At 34.3% G+C, this 19,104-nt stretch carries 15 protein-coding genes and 3 tRNA genes; 4 read left to right on the top strand and 14 right to left on the bottom strand.

Annotated elements, in window-relative coordinates; all coding sequences use genetic code 11:
• Window positions 1–9: 9 nt before the first annotated feature.
• From DKK70_RS04900 to DKK70_RS04880, 5 genes are all read right to left on the bottom strand, one after another.
• Entirely contained in the window at window positions 10–816 is an 807-nt protein-coding gene (locus tag DKK70_RS04900; RefSeq protein ID WP_110432978.1) for a Cof-type HAD-IIB family hydrolase, read from the bottom strand.
• Window positions 817–932: 116 nt separating this feature from the next.
• On the bottom strand, window positions 933–2,249 hold the full coding sequence (locus tag DKK70_RS04895; protein ID WP_110432977.1) for a secretin N-terminal domain-containing protein: 1,317 nt from the start codon (window positions 2,247–2,249) through the stop codon (window positions 933–935).
• 28 nt (window positions 2,250–2,277) lie between these two features.
• Complete coding sequence (locus DKK70_RS04890) at window positions 2,278–2,646, bottom strand: hypothetical protein (RefSeq protein ID WP_110432976.1); 369 nt, start codon at window positions 2,644–2,646, stop codon at window positions 2,278–2,280.
• Complete coding sequence (locus tag DKK70_RS04885; protein ID WP_110432975.1) at window positions 2,643–3,119, bottom strand: hypothetical protein; 477 nt, start codon at window positions 3,117–3,119, stop codon at window positions 2,643–2,645. Before DKK70_RS04885 ends, DKK70_RS04890 begins: the two co-directional genes overlap by 4 nt.
• Complete coding sequence (locus DKK70_RS04880) at window positions 3,112–4,059, bottom strand: PilN domain-containing protein (protein WP_146210844.1); 948 nt, start codon at window positions 4,057–4,059, stop codon at window positions 3,112–3,114. Before DKK70_RS04880 ends, DKK70_RS04885 begins: the two co-directional genes overlap by 8 nt.
• 200 nt (window positions 4,060–4,259) lie before the next feature.
• On the opposite strand from DKK70_RS04880, the gene DKK70_RS04875 reads away from it, so the two are divergent.
• From DKK70_RS04875 to DKK70_RS04865, 3 genes are all read left to right on the top strand, one after another.
• A tRNA-Val gene (locus DKK70_RS04875) sits at window positions 4,260–4,335 on the top strand.
• 35 nt (window positions 4,336–4,370) lie between these two features.
• A tRNA-Val gene (locus tag DKK70_RS04870) sits at window positions 4,371–4,446 on the top strand.
• A gap of 17 nt (window positions 4,447–4,463) precedes the next feature.
• Window positions 4,464–4,539 (top strand) — tRNA-Lys (locus DKK70_RS04865).
• A 597-nt stretch (window positions 4,540–5,136) separates the two neighbouring features.
• On the opposite strand, the gene DKK70_RS04860 is transcribed toward DKK70_RS04865, so the two are convergent.
• Window positions 5,137–5,400, bottom strand: coding sequence for a PAAR domain-containing protein (locus DKK70_RS04860; RefSeq protein ID WP_110432973.1), 264 nt, complete (start codon window positions 5,398–5,400; stop codon window positions 5,137–5,139).
• Between the two features lie 448 nt (window positions 5,401–5,848).
• On the opposite strand from DKK70_RS04860, the gene DKK70_RS04855 reads away from it, so the two are divergent.
• Window positions 5,849–6,367 (top strand): Hcp family type VI secretion system effector, encoded by a 519-nt coding sequence (locus tag DKK70_RS04855; protein ID WP_110432972.1) that lies wholly within the window; start codon window positions 5,849–5,851, stop codon window positions 6,365–6,367.
• A 540-nt stretch (window positions 6,368–6,907) separates the two neighbouring features.
• Here the strand turns inward: DKK70_RS04855 and tssM are convergent.
• Genes tssM through tagH form a run of 8 tightly spaced genes read right to left on the bottom strand, consistent with a single transcriptional unit; the run spans window position 6,908 to window position 19,102 of the window.
• Window positions 6,908–10,420, bottom strand: coding sequence for a type VI secretion system membrane subunit TssM (tssM, locus tag DKK70_RS04850; protein WP_110432971.1), 3,513 nt, complete (start codon window positions 10,418–10,420; stop codon window positions 6,908–6,910).
• An 11-nt stretch (window positions 10,421–10,431) separates the two neighbouring features.
• On the bottom strand, window positions 10,432–11,856 hold the full coding sequence (tssA, locus tag DKK70_RS04845) for a type VI secretion system protein TssA (protein WP_110432970.1): 1,425 nt from the start codon (window positions 11,854–11,856) through the stop codon (window positions 10,432–10,434).
• A gap of 14 nt (window positions 11,857–11,870) precedes the next feature.
• The gene (vasI, locus tag DKK70_RS04840) at window positions 11,871–12,542 is read right to left on the bottom strand and encodes a type VI secretion system-associated protein VasI (RefSeq protein ID WP_110432969.1); all 672 of its coding nucleotides are present in this window, start codon (window positions 12,540–12,542) and stop codon (window positions 11,871–11,873) included.
• 3 nt (window positions 12,543–12,545) lie between these two features.
• Entirely contained in the window at window positions 12,546–15,179 is a 2,634-nt protein-coding gene (gene tssH / locus DKK70_RS04835) for a type VI secretion system ATPase TssH (RefSeq protein ID WP_110432968.1), read from the bottom strand.
• A 15-nt stretch (window positions 15,180–15,194) separates the two neighbouring features.
• Complete coding sequence (gene icmH, locus DKK70_RS04830; protein ID WP_110432967.1) at window positions 15,195–15,929, bottom strand: type IVB secretion system protein IcmH/DotU; 735 nt, start codon at window positions 15,927–15,929, stop codon at window positions 15,195–15,197.
• Between the two features lie 2 nt (window positions 15,930–15,931).
• Window positions 15,932–17,278: a type VI secretion system baseplate subunit TssK gene (gene tssK / locus DKK70_RS04825; RefSeq protein ID WP_110432966.1), complete on the bottom strand. Its 1,347-nt coding sequence runs from the start codon at window positions 17,276–17,278 to the stop codon at window positions 15,932–15,934.
• Entirely contained in the window at window positions 17,278–17,808 is a 531-nt protein-coding gene (gene tssJ / locus DKK70_RS04820; protein ID WP_181415917.1) for a type VI secretion system lipoprotein TssJ, read from the bottom strand. Before tssJ ends, tssK begins: the two co-directional genes overlap by 1 nt.
• A complete protein-coding gene (tagH, locus tag DKK70_RS04815) occupies window positions 17,801–19,102 on the bottom strand; it encodes a type VI secretion system-associated FHA domain protein TagH (RefSeq protein ID WP_110432964.1) in 1,302 nt (433 codons plus the stop codon). Before tagH ends, tssJ begins: the two co-directional genes overlap by 8 nt.
• Between the last annotated feature and the right edge of the window lie 2 nt (window positions 19,103–19,104).

The following is a 19,104-nucleotide window of genomic DNA, read 5'->3' as shown; positions in this document are numbered from 1 at the left end:
TAAAAATAATTAAAGTAACAAATTAGCTAAATAGTGAGGAACCGCATCATCAGCATTAGAGCCAATAACTTCCAGTTCAGGTAGCAATGCTTTAAGCTCAGGACTCGCATCTTTCATAATACAACCCTTACCTGCCATTTTTAGCATCTCATAATCATTCATACCATCACCAAAGGCGATACTGTCTTTAAGCTGATAACCTAAACTTTCAACGACTAACTTTAATGCACTACCCTTGGTCACGTTTTCGGCCATAACTTCGAGGCAATTTGCGGTTGAAAACGCGATGCTCACTCTATTACCGAACTGCTTTTCAATTTGATGTTTCAATTCTACTAAATGATGGTTATGGGCAACATCAGAAGTTGTAAAATAAATTTTCGCAATATCATCCGTTTCAAAATCAGTCGGCTCGAAAAATTGATATTTAAATTGCGTATCAACAAAAAAGCTAAGTGAATAGGCATCTGGCTTATTAATTAACCAATCATCTCCACGAAATACATGTGTATAAATATATGGATTATCTCTGCAAATTTGCGCCAACTCACTAGCCGTATTAGGCTCGAAGCTACGGCTAAAGACTAAATTACCTCTACTATCGTGAACTCTTGCACCATTTGAGGTGATCATAAAAGCATCGATTTCCAAATTGTCACGCATTTGAGCGACGTCAATATGATGTCGACCAGTGGCAAAAGCAAAGTGAATTCCCATTTCACGTAATGCTTGAAGAATTTTTTTAGTAAATGGTGATAAGCTATGTTCGGTGTTTAATAAAGTACCATCCAGATCAGAAGCGACAAAATGAAACATGATATTCTCAACTTTTATAATAATTGGTGATTCGAGTGACTACACTTTGCCATGAGTTAATCAACTCAATACAAAGTCATAAAATATGGTAGCGTATGATACAACTCCCTCGCTATTTACTCAACTAATTGCGGAGTAATAAAAATCACTAATTCACGTTTTTGATGTTTTTTTGCGTTATGTTTAAAAGCATTACCTATAATCGGCAGCGACGAAAAACCGGGTACTTTGTTCTTTTCATTGTTATTAACTTGCTGAAAAATGCCACCCAATACTACAGTTTCTCCACTTTTAACTTTTACTTGCGTTTTAATTTCTTGCGTTTCAATAGCTAAAGCTTCGCCACCATCACGGCGTTTTATTGAACGACCAGTGGTGTTTTGAGTGATATAGAGATCCAATATCATTTGATTTTCGGCAACGATTTTCGGCGTAACTTCCAACCCCAGCACAGCTTGTTTGAATTCAATGGATGTCGAACCATTACCGCCATTCGATACCTCGTAAGGAATTTCTGTTCCTTGCTTTATCGACGCCATATTTTGATTGGCAGTTAATAAATTGGGGCTAGCAATAATTTCGAGCTGATTTTCCGATTCTAGTGCCGAAAGTTCCAAATTTAACAAACTGCCGGGACGTTTAGCTAAATTAAAACCGACAGAAGACGACGGCTGAGCAACACCAAGATCAATATCCAACTGATTAAAAAATTGTGAAGATTTACCGGAATATCCCCATTTGATTCCTAATTCCTGCATACTCTCATCACTCATCGTTACAATATGGGCCGAAATATGGACTTGTGGAATGGGTTGATCTAAAGTTTTAACTAACTTTTTAATATCAGCAAATTGCTTGGTTACATCGGTAATCAGTATTGAATTGGTTCGCTTATCAACCATCACCTTTCCTCGACCAGATAACAATCCTTGCTGTTGAATAGTTTCGATTAAATTATTAGGATCGGCATGATTGATCGGAATTGTTAACAAGTTTAACGGTTGATTCAACTCCTGTCCCTGCTGTTCTAATAACTCTTTTTGCGCCAACTGTTCCGGGGCAACATATTTAGAAACAAATAAAATATTGTCTTCAGTTTCGGCTTGTAAATTTGCAGAGTTTAATACAATGTTTAATGCTTTTTGCCAATCGACATTCTGGAGCTTAATGGTTTGCCTAGTCGATATATCATCCTTCATTACCAAATTCATCTGCTTATTATCAGCTAGCGCCTGCAAAATAATCGTGACATCGGTTTGATAAAAATTCATTGAAATAAGATTATCTGATTCATTCGTTGCTGAAGCAGTAGGAGCAGCTAAGCAAGGCATGGCGAGAAAGATAAGAATACGCAAAATCATCAACCTTAGTTGTCTCACTTTTTTTACTAATTGGTTGACTAATTGACTAGATAGTTGGTTGGCCTGATTCATTAATTACCACCTTAAATATATTTAAATCTCATTTAGTTAATGGCATGGTCCATAACACTTTATGATTGCAATACTCTGGTAGATTTGCTTGCCATAAAATCTTATCGCTTAATACAGCTTGAATTGTCCACGGAAACAAAATGTGTGGCAGGTTATTATCGGTAATCGCTAACCAATCCCTATCGGTCGAAAGCCATATTTGCTGATAACCACTATTAACGCCCTGAATGGTGCCTTTAAATTGCCATACTTGGATCTGCTTAGTTAGAAGATCGATCTGCTCTTGACAATTAAGCTCTATCGTCGGCAAAAAAGGATCGCGCCTAATAATCTGATCAGCATGAATTTTGCAATAACAGATCATTAATAATGTAAGTGCAATTAAGTGGCGATTCATTGCATATCCTCTTCTTTAAACAGTAAACTAAATCTAATTTGCAAATAAGTATCCTGTTTAGCAATAGACAGATTTTGAAAGTTCAAATAATAAAAATTGTGGTTAAAATCGGCTATAAATTGCATAAAATTGACAAACTGACCATTCAGTTCCACTTCCCAATAAGTTGCCAAATCACTTTTTTGATGTTTGAACGAGGTCAACCTTAACTGATTGCGATCAATAGCTTTAGCGAGCTCATGCTCAGTTATCAACGTTAAGGAACTGTTTTGAGCCATCTGATAACGTTCAATTTTTGCTTGAAGAATTTTGATTTCAGCGTTTTTTTCTTCATACAAGAGCATTTGCTGATCGGCTTGTTGCTTTAAATCTCGAATAACAAATTGATAACCAATAAAAAACAGCGTTGACGTTAACAACACGCAAATTAAGTATTGTTGCCAAATAGGTATATTAAAGAAAGTGCTATTCATTCAACTCAATATCCATCTGAAACAATAAACTTTCATGACTGTTTTCAATATTTTTTACTTGGCTTTTCTTTACTGCATGATTTGCGGAAAGTAGCTGGTTAAAGTTGATAATATCGACATAATTGATACTACCTCCAGTAATCTTTATTTTTGGCGGTTCATATGAGTACAAATTTAACCAAATCGTTGCCGGCAGTTTGTCTGAGAACAACTGTAGCGATTGTTCGATCTGTTTCTGGCTTGGAGAAGGATTAGGAATATAACCGGCTAATTTTAACGTCAACTCTTGTTGCAATGCTTGTTGCTCTGATAATTGTTGAGAATAGTGATCAAAGTCTGATTGAGCGTTTATCAATAGATAAATAAAATAACATGTCATCATACCAATCAAACTAACTACAAAAATAAGTATTTGGAATTGGTGCTGTTTCGCCTTTTGCGCACGCCAAGGTAAAAAGTTAAATGAATTATTTTCAAAGTGACTGCCCACAAATAATAGAGTCAATCCATATTTTCGCGACAAATCTAACCAATAATTGACAATATCTCGCTCACAAACCGCGACCATCAGAGCCTTAGGCGAACTGAGTAATGAAACAAAATCGAAAAAAAGGAGATTATCAGACTGTTGAAAGAGTTTATAAAGAGAGGCTTGAACATATGTGACTAATTCGGTTGCCGTCAATTCGATATCCGGGTACGCAATTTTCTGATACCTTACTAAATTATCACTTAACTTTAGTTCAATTGCGGTTAATCTAGGCACTTGTTGTTTTAGATTTTCTATAAATCGATCGATATCAGCTAAATCTTGATAAGCAATATCAATAAAATTTTTATTGTGACTTTCTTCTTTGCGCGTTTTTGCTTCTATTATTTGATAGCGCAATTGGTTTGGCTCAAGAAAAATCACTACCCGACTGTTATTAAAAACCATCATTTTTAGCTTAAATTGATTGATTGGTAATATCGCCCAATCTTAGGCATAAATATTGCGATATAAACCAACAAATGCCATTTTTGTGAGTTATTATCCAAAAAACGACTAAAATTAAACCGAACAGAGCTAAATTTTGGGAAAATTAAAAAAAAAGGTTGACTCAAATAAGACACGCCTTATAATGCACATCCACACGGTAAGGGTGATTAGCTCAGTTGGGAGAGCACCTCCCTTACAAGGAGGGGGTCACTGGTTCGAACCCGGTATCACCCACCAATTCTTACCGTGAAGTTTTTCGAAAGAAACACTTGGGGTGATTAGCTCAGTTGGGAGAGCACCTCCCTTACAAGGAGGGGGTCACTGGTTCGAACCCGGTATCACCCACCACTTACTACTTATTTTATGGGTTGTTAGCTCAGTCGGTAGAGCAGCGGACTTTTAATCCGTTTGTCGAGCGTTCGAATCGCTCACGACCCACCATTTTCTCTCTCTTTCAAAAATCTAAAACTGAAATGTCTTCTGTTCTTATACAATAAGATCAAGGGATAAGCTTTGATTAAAGTAATCAGTGTCAAATAATCTAATAGTAAAAGTAAGCTTTTGTTGTTATATTCAAGTATATAGGTAGTAACTCTGCCATAAATAACAACCACGTCTGCCTCTGTATTTTGCGTTAAAGCAACTTTATACACAAGCCTCAAAATACACAAGCCTCAAACTTTTTTCTTTTAACCTCTTTAATGGTTAACTGTCACATTTACATTGGTAACTTGACCTGCAGCAACCTCTTTATAAACTAATACCAACATTTTGAATAATAATACTATTTTTTGCGTTTCTTCATATTCACTAAATCAATATATAAAGCAGACAAAAAACAAAATTTAAACTTACAGAACACCAATTTATTGATTCTCGACCTATAAATAATTTAATCAATATTAAGTGAAGGCCACCTATTTGTGTGTTAAGCCAAAAGTTTACTAACCGTTATTTGAAAAATATTATTAGAAAAAAGCATAAATCGATTGCAAATTTCCTTAGCATTGTATTGCTTAAACAATAATAAATTTATAATTAGCCAAAACCAACATCATCTAAGGTTGAGATCAATGAACAACCACAAGCTGTTTTATGTCCATCTAAAGCAATTTTTTTACCTTCATCCAGCAAATTAGCTTCCCCTTCAACTATCGGGTTCACACCATGCCCAGGAATAGGACATGACACTAAGTCACCAACACGCGCAACGGGTTTAGTTTTAATAAAAGTATGCGACGATGCGGTGATAACTTTACCACCGTGACTTGTTGGATCACCAAGTCGAATTATGCCCCTCATGGTTATTATCTCCTAAAAAATTTAATCTTATGTCATTAGTGTTAATACTGCATATCGTTAACTTTTTTTATCTTAATAACAAGTGTTTTTTTAATATTATTAAATCATGATATCTGCCAAATAAATCTATTTTTACTTTTTCTCTATTGATCTTTTTATTAATAAACATTATCCCTTGAGGATATTTACTTATTCGGTGTTCTTAGATCATTTTATTAGTGTTAAACAAGAAACTGATATTATATAAATTCAGAACAATATCATGAAAAATATAATCTTTTTTTATTAAGCTAGAAAGAAATTAGCTTAAAAAAATTTTTTTTTAATATTAGTAAATATTATAGTTTTTTTTATCGTAAACCATGTATAATATGCCTAGTTGTACATATTTAATATTAGCAGGAAGTAAAGTTTACAATCATGATAATCGTTTTATAGGAGAACAACTATGCCTACTCCATGTTATATTTCCATTGAAGGAAAAACACAAGGAAACATCACTGCAGGTGCATTTACTGCTGAATCAGTCGGTAACATCTATGTTAATGGTCACGAAGATGAAATGTTGGTTCAAGAGTTTTTACATAATATAACCGTACCAACTGATCCTCAATCTGGTCAACCTTCAGGTCAGCGCGCACATAAGCCTTTTCAATTCGTTGTCGCTTTAAATAAAGCCGTTCCCTTACTATATAATGCATTAGCCTCAGGTGAAATGTTAACTAAAGTGGAATTAAAATGGTATAGAACCTCTATTGAAGGTAAACAAGAGCACTTTTTTACAACAACCCTTGAGGATGCAACTATTGTAGATATGGATCTGCATATGCCTCATTGCCAATCAGCAAATGATAAAGAATATACTCAGCTTTTAAAAGTATCTTTAGCATATCGAAAAATTGATTGGGAACACACTGTAGCGGGAACTTCAGGTACTGATGACTGGAGAGCTCCAATCGAGTCTTAATTAGTTTGAATTCAATGATTGAAAGGCAGATGCCTTTTAATCATTGATATTATGTTGGCATTTCAATTTACATTCATTTAGCAATCTCGTTTATCCAGTTAATATTTTTACCATCTTCGCTAGCTATTGTCAGTTTGAATTATTTTGTCAGTTACATTCTCAAAGCCTATCATCATATTAGCTAATCCATTCAATACCACAAATGGTGAGTGTTGAACATAATCTTTGCTATTGATGCTGATAATAATTCATATTTTGCCAGTAATTGAGTTACACTCTAACAATAATATCTTTGAAATTTCACAATAACTATTTTCACAATAACTATTCGATTATTAGAAATAATATTAATGCATTTTTTCTCCATAGCGAATAAATTTGTAGTTATAAAATACTAAGATAAATTAATAGCAGATTTTTTTATTTCACACTTATCATAACGACAAGCGTCTGTGGCTATTTTGATAATTTAAATATAATTTTTTAATGATAATAAGATTCTAAAAAGCAGATCCTTTAATAAAAAGGATCTGCATAATTTTAATAAAGTGTCTCGGAAAGTTTAAATTGACTAAATAATCCACCAGCAAATGGATTTTCTGCACTATCAACACTAATCCGATAAAGAATATATCCGCCATCAATATCATATCGTACATCAAATGATGACTCGGTAATATTGGTCAATTTACCCATACCAAATAATTTGAATTGCCCCCAAGAGCCAGAACGGGTTAAACTTCGCGAACTCTGATTACTATTAGAAATAAGTGTTAACTTACTTTCTATTTCTTCTCGCATGGTATTTGGCCATATTAATTGAGTTTTAATACTTTTGCCATGGCTATAATCGATTAATTGACCATCTAGATTCAAGAGACTTCGGCGTTTATTACCTGACATAGACACAGGTTCAATAGTATATTGAACAATCAAAGCATTTTGCGCATCAAAAAAAGTTCGACGAATTTTATCGGCTGCCTTCAACTGTGCTAACACATCAGGTCTGATCAGTAATTTATCATTTGAATCTTTAAACAGATTATTATCAATAAATACTTTCAAATTTTCTTGATAAAAACTATCAATAACGCCATTGTTTTTAAAAAATCTCTGAAACTCACTAAGTGAAACATCTCGATTAGATGATGGATTAAATGGATAACGATCAGCTATATTCAAATTAAAATCTTTGACAACTTTTTCATTCCATTCCACTTCTAAAGAACGAATCGCTTCTCTAATAATCACATCCCAAATTTGGTCCGCCAACTCATTCAACCAACGTCCTAACGGTTCAGGTACTGTTTTAGCCAATTGTTGAATTTCAATAATTGGATCACTACTGTTTTGATTAACATGTAATTGTACAGCTTTTAGAGCAGATTTACCTGGGGATGGTGAATTTTGTATCATAAGTAAGTAACGATGAAGATCACTTAATTTCTGCGATGCATTTTGGATAGCACTTAATTGCTCATTATTATCTTGTAAAACAGAAACCTCTTTTGCAAACTCTCGATGAATATGGTTAATCAGCGTTCTTTCTTCATCAGTAAATGTTATTTTTGGTTCATCTTTACTAGTCGTATCGGATAAAGTCACTACCTGAGAATTATCTTTAATTAGTAAAATCGCTTTTTTTAAAGGTTGCTCACTATTATTGATAGTTTCTAAAGTTACAATCGCACTAGCAATACTGTCAAAATCTTTTATCATCAAATTATCAATAGCTTTATGCCATGTATTAATATAATCACTCATATAAAGGTCAATAATATGGCGCTTGATATTTGCCCTATCTGTATCGGTATATTTTACATTCTTGGTAATATCTAAAACCCAACTATCTAGTGCAGTTAAATCTATTAGTTGTTCATCTTGTTTTAAGAAGTAATTGACTAGTCCTTCATAAGTTAGAAATTGAGGGATAACCAATAATTTCTCATTATTGACTTTAAAAACTGAATCAAATGATGCCCCAATTTGGGTTTTAACATTCAGATCTATTGGTAATACATGTACAGATTTAATTAATGAGCTTTGATAGACTCGTTGGAAAATAGATAGCTTTCTTAATTCAACTTGGGCTAGTTGGATTGGCTGCTTAAACGGTAAAAATGCCTCAATAGCCATTTTATCACCATCATCACGTTCTTTTTTCCATTGATTGTGGTTCATTGCATATTCTAAATGCTGGGCAAGTTGGTATTGTTTATCTTGTTGACCAACAAATAGATCACTCCAACGGTGGCGCATATAATTCATTACCAGATCAGTATCTCTTCCAGACTCATCCTCAATCATACGCATCACACGTAATATTTCTAATTTTTGTTCACTTTCTTTTGCTGCATGCTCAAGCTCAACCGTTAATCCTCGCAAAATAGCTGGCAAGTATTTTTGTTGTAATAATGTTAAATAGGTTGATTCAATTGACGGTGCTATTTTATAGCCTTGATAAAAGCCGAAATTAGAGATAAAGCGGTTATATTCATGATAATTTCCATAAGCAAACATTGCTTCACGGAGTGGATTTAGAGTCGGTAATTCTGAGTCACCATAGATATCATCTTCATTGCTGGCTGAAGTTCCCATATACTGTTTGACTTGCTCTAAAACATATTCACCTGATTTATGATTTTTCTCATAGAAGTAGTGACAGACACTAATCAAACCAATTGAACATAATGCTCCAATACCTGCAAATATTTTAACTTTATGCCAATATTGCTGCTCTGCCTTTTGATTATAACCGGCAATATTTGGTTCTGATAATAATACCTCTTTAAATAGCTGAGTAGAAAAATAAGGGCTTGTCTGCGAAATCGGCCAGGTTGGATAAGGTTGAATGCTTAAATGATATTGTTGTGCGGTTGTCTTAACAAAAATATCGTCTATTTGCCCTTTTTGTGTAGATGAGACTAAATATAGGCCTCGAAGAATAAATGTTTGCTTATCTTGATTGAGCAATAAATAGTTAACAATATACTTCATGTAATCTTCAATACCATTCATCTGCCGACTAAATGAAAAAAGTGCACTTCTTTGTATACTATCTACACCGTTAAGCATCATATCAGGTATAGCTCGATTCATCCCTTCAATCCAATTAGACCAAAAAACGTTGAATTCTTCAGCCCATTTATCTTCATTGTCAAATGTCACACCTAAAATGCTATCGCGCTGATGTTTATCAAGCTTCTGATACATTGCATCAAAACCATAAAATAGATCAAGCTTGGTGAAAACAATATAAACAGGTAATTTACATTGCAATGTTTTATAAATATCTAATATTCTTTGATGTAAACTAGACAAAATTTCATCTTGTCGCCTCTTATTTGAAGAGACAAAATCATGCAAATCAAGGGTTAAAATAAGACCATTTAAAGGTTGTTTATTGCGCACTTGTAATAACCAATCTAAAAATGAAAACCATAATCTGTTATATAATTTAGGTTTTCCTTGATCATCTGTATGTGGTTGTTCGATTAATAAACCATCGACATCAAAAATGACCGCTTGTTCACCTAACAACGCATTGATAAGAGAAGATTTTTGTTCTTTTGACTCTTCGGAGTAAAGCGATGTAAAAGGATAACCTTCTGCCAAAAGTGTACTTTTACCACTTTTTTGTGCGCCTACAACAAGATACCAAGGCAGTTGATAAACAGTATCACGATCATTATTGAAATGTTCTTTTAGCTTTACAATCCAATGTTTTAAATATCGATTCTGTATATCGATATCCTCTTTGATCGGATCCCTTGCTTTTGATTTTGTCTCTTTTTGCTTCTGCTCATATTTTTGAAGTTTTTTAAAAATAAAATAAAAACCCCATCCCAAATAAATAATAATGTAAAATGCCGTGATCAGTAGCCGAGTTCCAAAGGAAGAAAAAGGTTTATAGTCGGCAAATGTCCATTCAGAACCCCATATCCATAACCAAACAAGTGATACAATAGTGAAAAGAAATATCAATAATGTTATTGACGGTTTTAATTTAGGCAACGAGGGTCTAATTAATTGTAATATAGCAGGTAACTTCATTGCATATCGTCCTATTTTACTGAATTATTAATCCTAGTTATTTGAGTTAATGCCTCAATGAAAGAAGGCTCCCACTCTGACAACGTCATATTTTCACAAGCCATTAAAATACTTAATGCTTGTTGCTTAGCTACAGCTTTAAATCCTGCATGTTTTAAAAGTTGGGCGTTGATTTTTTGACAATAATAATTATCTCTCATATCTTGAGAACGACAATGTTCTTCAAGCATCTTAACGGCAACCTCTAGACCATTTTTATCAAAACAATCGAAAACTAATTCTTCTAATTTTTCAGGCTCATTTGGTGATGATTGATTTTTGGGTTTCAACCATTTTTTCATGTCAGCACTAATAAAAGGGGTAAGATCACTATATTTTAAATCGTATAATTTAGGTATGCGATTTAATAAAACTTGTACTTCATCTAAGATAGCTTCAGCAACCAAATCAAAACCTAAATTTGACGCCACAGCAGCTGAAATATAGTGGCCTTCAAGCCAGAATGGCATTAAAGTTAACTCATTTTCGATTTTTATCCACTCTTCAATTGTTATGTTTTTAATATTAGATTTATATTCATTAACACGATCGATATGAGCAGACATCAACTCTGTAACATTATTATTATTAATTGGTTCAGAAAGAGAAGAAAAAATAGCATGTCTTCTTAAACGGGCACCAATAGGTGCACTTGGATTTCGTTCCATTAAAAGTTCTGCAACCTTGATGAGAGTTCTTTTCCACTCTACCTCTGTGTTATGATTTATCGTGATAGTTTGAAAAGCAGTGTGCGCCGCTTGTTGCGGTTGATTTTTAACTTCATTACCATCAACAGTTGCAGTTTTAACCTTAGATGGAGTCTCATGATCAATAGTATTTTCATCGACACTTGAGATAGATGATTGAGCAGAAAATCGCTCATATGCCGTGATAAGTTGCAAAAAATCATCATCAATTGTTTGATTATTCTCTTCAAAAAATTTTTTAATTATGCCTAAGTATTCAAATGCTAGCTTTTTTTCTATAGCGGTTGCTTCTAAATCAAAATTTTTATTCGCTTGCAAAAATCGCTGAATAACTTGCCTAAATAATTTTTTTTTCAATTGAGGTTGTGGTGCAGAAACCAACCAATATTTAGGGATATAGGCGGAAAATAAGTAAATAGCTAACAAAATATTTTGCGGTTTTTTTGCGTGCTGTAATGTCCTTAATAGATGAGTAATTACCCGCATATCTTTTGTTTGTTTCAATAACTGCAATGCATTTTGTTGCAACTTATCAAAATCGATTTGACTATGGTTTATCGTTCCGATAATCGTTATTGAACTATCAATATAATCCCATAGTGGATTTTCATCATCAACAGGTAATGTCGGATCATCTATTTCACTCAATATAACGGCCAACCAAGGATGATTTTCTAATTCTGTCATCATTATTCCTTATATTATTACCAGTGACAGGATGTTCTTAATGGCTTTATAGCTGTCTCTAATCCTGTTAAATTAAAGACTAAACCATTTAGAATCGGTTCATCCGACTTCAGGGTTAATGACTTTGCATCGAGCAGACGCTTAATTTGTTCAATACCTAATAAACCACGACTGGATTCAAAAATAAAACCGTTTTCTCTAACAAACCAATTAGCGCTCAAAGAACTTTTATCTGTCTCTAATTTTATTGGTGTATTCTTATTGTTCATTGGATTAAATAAAACAATTTGCATCCGTGTAATATTATCGACACAACTAAAGGCCAAAATAGGCCTCGGCGGTTGATGACCTATTGCTGGAGTGGTTAACAAAACACGATCTCCTTTATCAAATAGGTTAACAATAATTTCAGTGTTATTTTCAATACGCTGTTTTTCCTGATCAACAATCCACGACCAAATAGCGCTATGTTGTTGATTATCAGACTTAAACCCCATATTAGGACGTAAAATTTTATCGTAACATTCTAACCTAGTCAGTGCTGATTCTTCATTAGCACAATTATTTAACATATTGAATTTGCTTTCATTATTTAATTCAGCATCGGCAATATTTATAAAACTCATGCTTAATAAGAGACACAAGGAAAATGCAATATAAACAAGATTACAATAGAGAATTTTACGCATATATTAGCTCACCTCTGCCGTAAATTGATGATTATCAACACTAAAATTAATCTGTGTTATTGTTTCATTAGCTGATATTTTCTTTAATAGCAATAAAGAAACAGGTGGTAATAAGTACCCGTCTATAATCGACTCTAACATACGGGCTCCATTCTCATTTCGTGTTGCTCTATTTATAATTTCTTCTGCTACCGCAGGATCAAAAATAACCTCAGCTTTAAAACGAGAATGAAGTACATTTTGCAACCGTTCCAACTTGTCAGCAATAATAGATTTAAGCGTTTCAGTTGATAATGGTAAATAAGGAATCACTTCCATTCTAGCGAGAAGGGCTGGTTTGAAAAAATTAGCCAATTCTTGGTATAACTTATCAAGAAGGTCACTAGGTTGATCAGCATTTTGTACAATAGTTTGATAACCCAAATTGGAAGTTAAAAAGAAAGCTACATTTTTACAATCAATAATGCGTCCTTCACCATCTGCAAGCTCCCCTTTATCAAAAGCTTGGTAAAATAAATTAAGTACGTCAGGATGGGCTTTTTCAACCTCATCTAATAACACCACTGAATAAGGTTTCTTACGGATTGCTTCAGTTAATATTCCCCCTTCTCCATAACCGACATAACCAGGAGGAGAACCAATTAAACGAGAAACTGTATGCTTTTCCTGAAATTCAGACATATTAATTGTCGTCAAATATTGATTGCCACCAAATAATAACTCAGCAATCTGTAGAACAGTTTCCGTCTTACCGACACCACTTGGACCAACAAGTAAAAAAGATCCTAATGGTCTACCTTGTCTTCTAAGATCTGCCCTTGATGTTAATAAATGCTTATGTAAATGAGCAATCGCGAGTTCTTGACCTTTTATTGTCTTATTCAAGTAAGTCGGTAATTCAGTCACAACTCTTAGTTCATCTTGTGAAATCTGTTTGAGCGGAACTCCTGTCCATTCAGCAATAACATTCGCTATTTGAGACTTGTCGACATGCGGAGAGACTAGACGTTCTTTTTTCTGTAACTGATCTAATTGCTGCATTAATTGTTTAAGCTGATCAATCAACTCTATTTTAGAGATCTCTGCTGATTCATCCGTTACACTTTTCTCATTATTAGCATTTTCATCTAATTGCAATAACTGGGTTCTCAAATCAATCACTTGAAGAACCAAATTTTGCTGTTGTTGCCAAAGTGTTTCCATTTGTTGAAGATCATTTTCTATTGAAACATTTTTTTCATTTAATTCAGCTAAACGTTCAGTATGATCGCCTAATCCTAAACATTGTTGACGTTGTAGTAACTCCATTTCAGCTTTATGTTGATGTAATAAATTTTGTAACGCCGAAATTTGCCTTGGTGGCGTGGTTAAATTAATCGCAACCCGCGCACAAGCTGTGTCTAATACATCAATTGCTTTATCTGGTAACTGTCTTCCAGATAAATAGCGGTCACTTAATACTGCCGCAGCTTGTAATGCATCATCATCAATTAAAACACCATGTGAATGTTCATAGATAGATCTCAATCCTCGAAGAATAATCACAGCTTCTTTAGCGCTTGGCTCATCGACTTTTACCAGTTGAAATCGCCTAGATAACGCAGCATCTTTTTCAAAATATTTTTTATACTCACCCCATGTTGTTGCAGCAATGGTTTTTAATTCGCCTCTCGCCAATGCGGGCTTTAATAAATTGGAGATATCTAATCCCCCGGCATTATTACCTGCACCAATTAATGTGTGTGCTTCATCAATAAACAGAATAATTGGTGTTGGTGATTCAATCACTTCGGACATAATACCTTTGAAACGTTTTTCAAATTCACCTTTTACTGACGCACCAGCTTGCAGTGCCCCTAAATCAAGGTTCATTAACTCCGTTCCTTTTAACTTATCAGGTACTTGATTATCAATAATTCGTAATGCCAATCCCTCAATAAGTGCACTTTTACCCACACCAGCCTCACCGACAACAATCGGGTTGTTTTTGCGGCGACGGCATAAAATATCGATCATAAGATCAATTTCTTCATCACGGCATAAAACAGGATCAAGCTTGGAATTTCTTGCTAATTCAGTAACATTTGTGGCATAACGATCTAACAAAGTTAAATCGCCGGTTGACTTAGCGAGCCTAGATTGTGAACTTTCATCTTCAGTAATATTTTCTGCCGAACCTTCTGTCCATAATGCAAACTGATCTTTTAGTAACTCTTGGTTAATTGGCTTAAGATATTGAGCAATTTGTACAGAAACATAACGAGTTGGGTTATGAAGTAAAGCAAGTAACATTGCACCAGTTCGAATCTGATGCTGTTTTAATTCGACTTGAGAAATTAATAATGCGTCCTGAAACCATTCAATCAGTAGCGGAGAAAAAGGCGGCATATCATCCCATTCGGCATGAATAATAGCACTTTCATCTAACAACTTTTGTAATAATTTATAATCAATTTTAGCTTTATCCAAAATAACTCTGATATCATTTAATGGAACTTCTAAACATTGTAATAAATAATGCGATACTGTAATTTCAGGTTGCTTTTTACTGACACATAGTGAAGCTGTAGTTTCCAAAATTTGTCGGCTAGTCGGATGTAATTGTGCAACAAGTTTCGGCAAATCGACTCTAATCATATAGTTATCCTAATATTAACGTAACAATTGATTTAACTGTTCTATAATTCCCTGAGTTTGACTATTCAATTTTAGAGCGTAAATGAGATAAATAATCATAAAAGAGGTAATCAACCATACACATAGAGCCCTGATTGATACTTTCTTCTTCACTTTATAGATGCTCTTCAGGCTTTTCCCTTGAGATAATACGGTATTACCATATTCTTCTTGCATGGAGATAACCAGATTATGTAATTGGCGAAAAATCTTATTAAACTCTTCTGTATGTCCAATACCCACTTTATAACGACCACGAAAACCAAGGCAGAAACAGAGATAAATAAATTCGAGAAGATCTTTATACTTTTTAGGTTCACTCATTAGACGTTCAAGCAATAAGTAAACGCGTTCACCGCCCCATGATTCATTATGAAAACGCACAAGTAGCGAATGTTTACCCCAATTATTTTGGGTATTCCATGGATGTTGCATTGCTAACTCATCAATAAAGGTACAAAGTACATAGCGGAAAGAGACAATCGCACCAGGTTCATACCCTTTGGTTTGTAAAATATGCTCAATAGCTAAAATATCATTCACCACCTGTTTATAAACTTCTTCGGCATTATCTAAAATTGTCACATCTCTTAACCTTTGAGTCATACCAAGCAAAGGGGTTGCGGCATCAATCATTGGGTTAATACTATTACCGCGCAAGATAAACTCTTGTTGAATGCTTTCTTCATTCTGAAATGTTGTATTTTGCATGACTATTTACCTCTTATAGCCCAAAATTGCATATCAAGTTCAGGGAAATCACCTGATACATGGAATGCAATAGCGCCATTTTTCACAATTTCTTCCCAAGCGCTCACATTAGTATCTAATTGAAAATAAGTATAACCAGAGTGATGTGGTAACTGTGACGGCGCGGCGCTAAGTGCTTTAAGTGGCACACCAGGTATTTGAACACTCACAAGCTCACGAATTCTATTAGGTGTTGCGACTTTAGTTTGTTGAACAAACAATCGTAATAAGATCTCTTGTGGAACTTGAGCTTTAACCGCGAGAATAAAGTCGGCGGTACGTAATAAGGTCTTATCATGAATTACGCCATCTAAAATACCATGAGACCGTTTAGTTAATTGAATTGATACCGCTCTTGGGGTCAATACAGTACTTAATGCTCGCCGAGTGATTAACATTAAGTCATAAAAAGTCATGGTAAGATCATCATGATTATAGTTTTCAAAAAGCGGGGCAACTCGAGATTCATCGGTGAACGTCATTAACTCGCCACAAAGTGAGACTAATTGATGATAAAGCACCTCTGGATGAACACTCGTCTGTTTAGATAGATGTAAAAAGACAGGTTTTGCTCGATTAAATAGTTGTAACATCATAAATTCAGCGACATCAGCAACACCTTGTTGGCCTGGAGCACTGATCCTTTGTGACAACTGCTTCCCTCGTTCGGCAATTAATCCCGCCACTTCACCCAAGAAGTCATAAAGTAGATATGACACATTAATTGAATTACAGGTAGGAATAAAATTTTCATCCAATACAATTGTACCATCTGCTTTCTTTTCTTTAATTCGACAAACAGGCAACACAGTGTAAGCACTGAGATCTTCTGACCCCTGCATTAGTCTTGGAGAGAATTTAGCGATTGGCACGTCTCGCACTTCACCATTTTTACCAAACACATCACGAACAGGGATCTCATCTTGTACATATCGAGTATTTCCTAACTTAGTGGTTCCGTTTATTGATTCAATGTTTGTGACAGAATCATTTCGATTAGGTAATACAAGATAAATATTATGACTTTCAGCAGAATCCAATTTTTTAATTTCAATCGGTTCAGGTAACTTATCTTGGAAAGGCAAGTCAAATAAAGTACCATCAGGCATCAAACCTAATGCTGAGGCTAAACCGATTCGACCTAATCGCAAAAACTCACGATTTAGTTCTAGGATACTAAATCCATAAAAATAGTGATTCATTAGATTTAAATGGTGACTTAACAAATAATCATAATAACGCTGTTGTTGCTGAAAATTCTGTGGTCGAACAGCACCATTTACCCAAATAACATTACTATGTGTACCCATTATTTTTCTTCCTTCTTAATTAAAACTTCATCTGCTTTTATATGAATAATGAGCGTTGTTTTCTTACCCACTGCTTCAACATCAACAATATCAGCCCAATAAGATTCATTGATATCAGCATAATGAGCAATAACGCCGACAAAACGGGTTTTTGAATCAAGCTTTAATGGAGGTAAAACCTTATACTGATCGGGCGAGATAATATAGTCTTGATGATCAACATAATTCTTACTAAATGTCTTCTCTGGTCCATTGATCAATACTTGATCATAATCCACACTCAAGAAATAGGAATCTTCATTGAGATAAATAACTTGTATCTCGATAGGTGTTGCATCGCCATCTAGATTCTCGTTGATATTATCATCAGACAGAAAAGTCAATACCAACTCAGTTGGATTATCCGAAGGATAACCAACCGGTATATTTGGATCGCTGATCACCTCGTAAATCTTTTTAGATGTCTCACAGCCAAACAACGTCAGCGAGATTAAAACTAAAAAAGAGAATCTAAGTAAACGATTACACATTTCTTTGTTGCTCCTGATTAAGTAATCGCAATTGTCGATCATACTCTTGCTCATAATGTTCCCAGAACAATTTTTCAAAGCCTTGCTGGCGATTTGACGATAGCTCTTTATAATAACTGCAATACATGTTCCAAAACCATGTACCATCATGCTCTTTCACTCTACGGCTATTACGATAAATTTCAAATCTGTTAGTTAATTGTTCTGGGGAAAAAGCATCTAACATGGCCGAAAGTGCAAATTTCGTCGCAACTTCACTTGCTTGATTATGAATAGCTACATTTTCTAGTGACTCTTTTACTGCAGCAGGGGCAGATAGATAAACAGTACAAGGTTGCTCTGAAAACAAGAGATCCATCGTATCCGCATAATTTTGATTTAACCTTAAGGGATTATCTTCAATCGGTCGCAAATTTTTATTTTTTAAGACTGCTTTTGAATGGTTTAATTTCAATAATCCTTCAACAGTTGCTTTTAATGTTTCTCCTAACTCCTCCAAAAGTAAGTTAGCTTCATCGGTGTTACTAATGTCTAATCCGATACCTAATCCACGAAGAAAAGGGACTAAACTCAAATTTATTTTTTCCATACTAAAGGTATTGTCATCATATAATTTTGACTCAAATCGCGGAACATCAATAAAAGAGTTATCTAACACATTACCTTGTTCAGCGTTGGCATTATAGTCAGTTAATGAAGATGTTCTGGTTAATACTTGCTGTTGATTATTTGGAATACTGTTATAAAAGCGAGTTAATTCATCTTGAGAATCTTTTTCTATTGCTTTAAGTGGATCAATCACTTCATTGGCTTGTGATGCAGATAGATCATCATCAAAGTGGTATGAGGCCTCATTTGGATTATCGGTTTTTAACATATCATTCACTGAAATTTCCCTCATTGATATTATTTGTTCAGGTGATTTATCCAAAGGGTCATCTAACAAAAACTCAAGACTATCAGCAATCCTGACTAGTATGACCAAGTTACCTACTCTTATTTCATCACCATGTTGTAATTTTACAGATTTGCTATTTAGGCTAATTTCAGAACGATTGATAAATAACTTATCACCCAATGGTTTAATAAAATATTCACTATCGTTATATTCTATCTGCGCATGTACTGCTGATACACTTTTATACAGATCCTGAATCTGCCATTCAGCATTTTGATTACTACCTAACGTACCGCCTAATCGTTCAAACACATGATCCCTAGTATTACCACTTTGAAGGGCTTCTGTATTTCTGATTTTTAATTGTAAAACTTTTGGGGAGTTTGTTTGATCCATAT

The organism is Gilliamella apicola (assembly GCF_003202655.1).
GTDB classification, from domain to species: domain Bacteria; phylum Pseudomonadota; class Gammaproteobacteria; order Enterobacterales; family Orbaceae; genus Gilliamella; species Gilliamella apicola_R.
The sequence above is the reverse complement of the archived record's forward strand: the minus strand, read 5'-3'. Positions and strand labels throughout refer to the sequence as shown.

Bases quoted from the DNA above. Each gene is read 5' to 3' on its own strand.
- DKK70_RS04900 (WP_110432978.1), bottom strand. From the start codon at position 816: ATGTTTCATTTTGTCGCTTCTGATCTGGATGGTACTTTATTAAACACC.
- DKK70_RS04895 (WP_110432977.1), bottom strand. From the start codon at position 2,249: ATGAATCAGGCCAACCAACTATCTAGTCAATTAGTCAACCAATTAGTA.
- DKK70_RS04890 (WP_110432976.1), bottom strand. From the start codon at position 2,646: ATGAATCGCCACTTAATTGCACTTACATTATTAATGATCTGTTATTGC.
- DKK70_RS04885 (WP_110432975.1), bottom strand. From the start codon at position 3,119: ATGAATAGCACTTTCTTTAATATACCTATTTGGCAACAATACTTAATT.
- DKK70_RS04880 (WP_146210844.1), bottom strand. From the start codon at position 4,059: ATGATGGTTTTTAATAACAGTCGGGTAGTGATTTTTCTTGAGCCAAAC.
- DKK70_RS04860 (WP_110432973.1), bottom strand. From the start codon at position 5,400: ATGAGGGGCATAATTCGACTTGGTGATCCAACAAGTCACGGTGGTAAA.
- DKK70_RS04855 (WP_110432972.1), top strand. From the start codon at position 5,849: ATGCCTACTCCATGTTATATTTCCATTGAAGGAAAAACACAAGGAAAC.
- tssM (WP_110432971.1), bottom strand. From the start codon at position 10,420: ATGAAGTTACCTGCTATATTACAATTAATTAGACCCTCGTTGCCTAAA.
- tssA (WP_110432970.1), bottom strand. From the start codon at position 11,856: ATGATGACAGAATTAGAAAATCATCCTTGGTTGGCCGTTATATTGAGT.
- vasI (WP_110432969.1), bottom strand. From the start codon at position 12,542: ATGCGTAAAATTCTCTATTGTAATCTTGTTTATATTGCATTTTCCTTG.
- tssH (WP_110432968.1), bottom strand. From the start codon at position 15,179: ATGATTAGAGTCGATTTGCCGAAACTTGTTGCACAATTACATCCGACT.
- icmH (WP_110432967.1), bottom strand. From the start codon at position 15,929: ATGCAAAATACAACATTTCAGAATGAAGAAAGCATTCAACAAGAGTTT.
- tssK (WP_110432966.1), bottom strand. From the start codon at position 17,278: ATGGGTACACATAGTAATGTTATTTGGGTAAATGGTGCTGTTCGACCA.
- tssJ (WP_181415917.1), bottom strand. From the start codon at position 17,808: ATGTGTAATCGTTTACTTAGATTCTCTTTTTTAGTTTTAATCTCGCTG.
- tagH (WP_110432964.1), bottom strand. From the start codon at position 19,102: ATGGATCAAACAAACTCCCCAAAAGTTTTACAATTAAAAATCAGAAAT.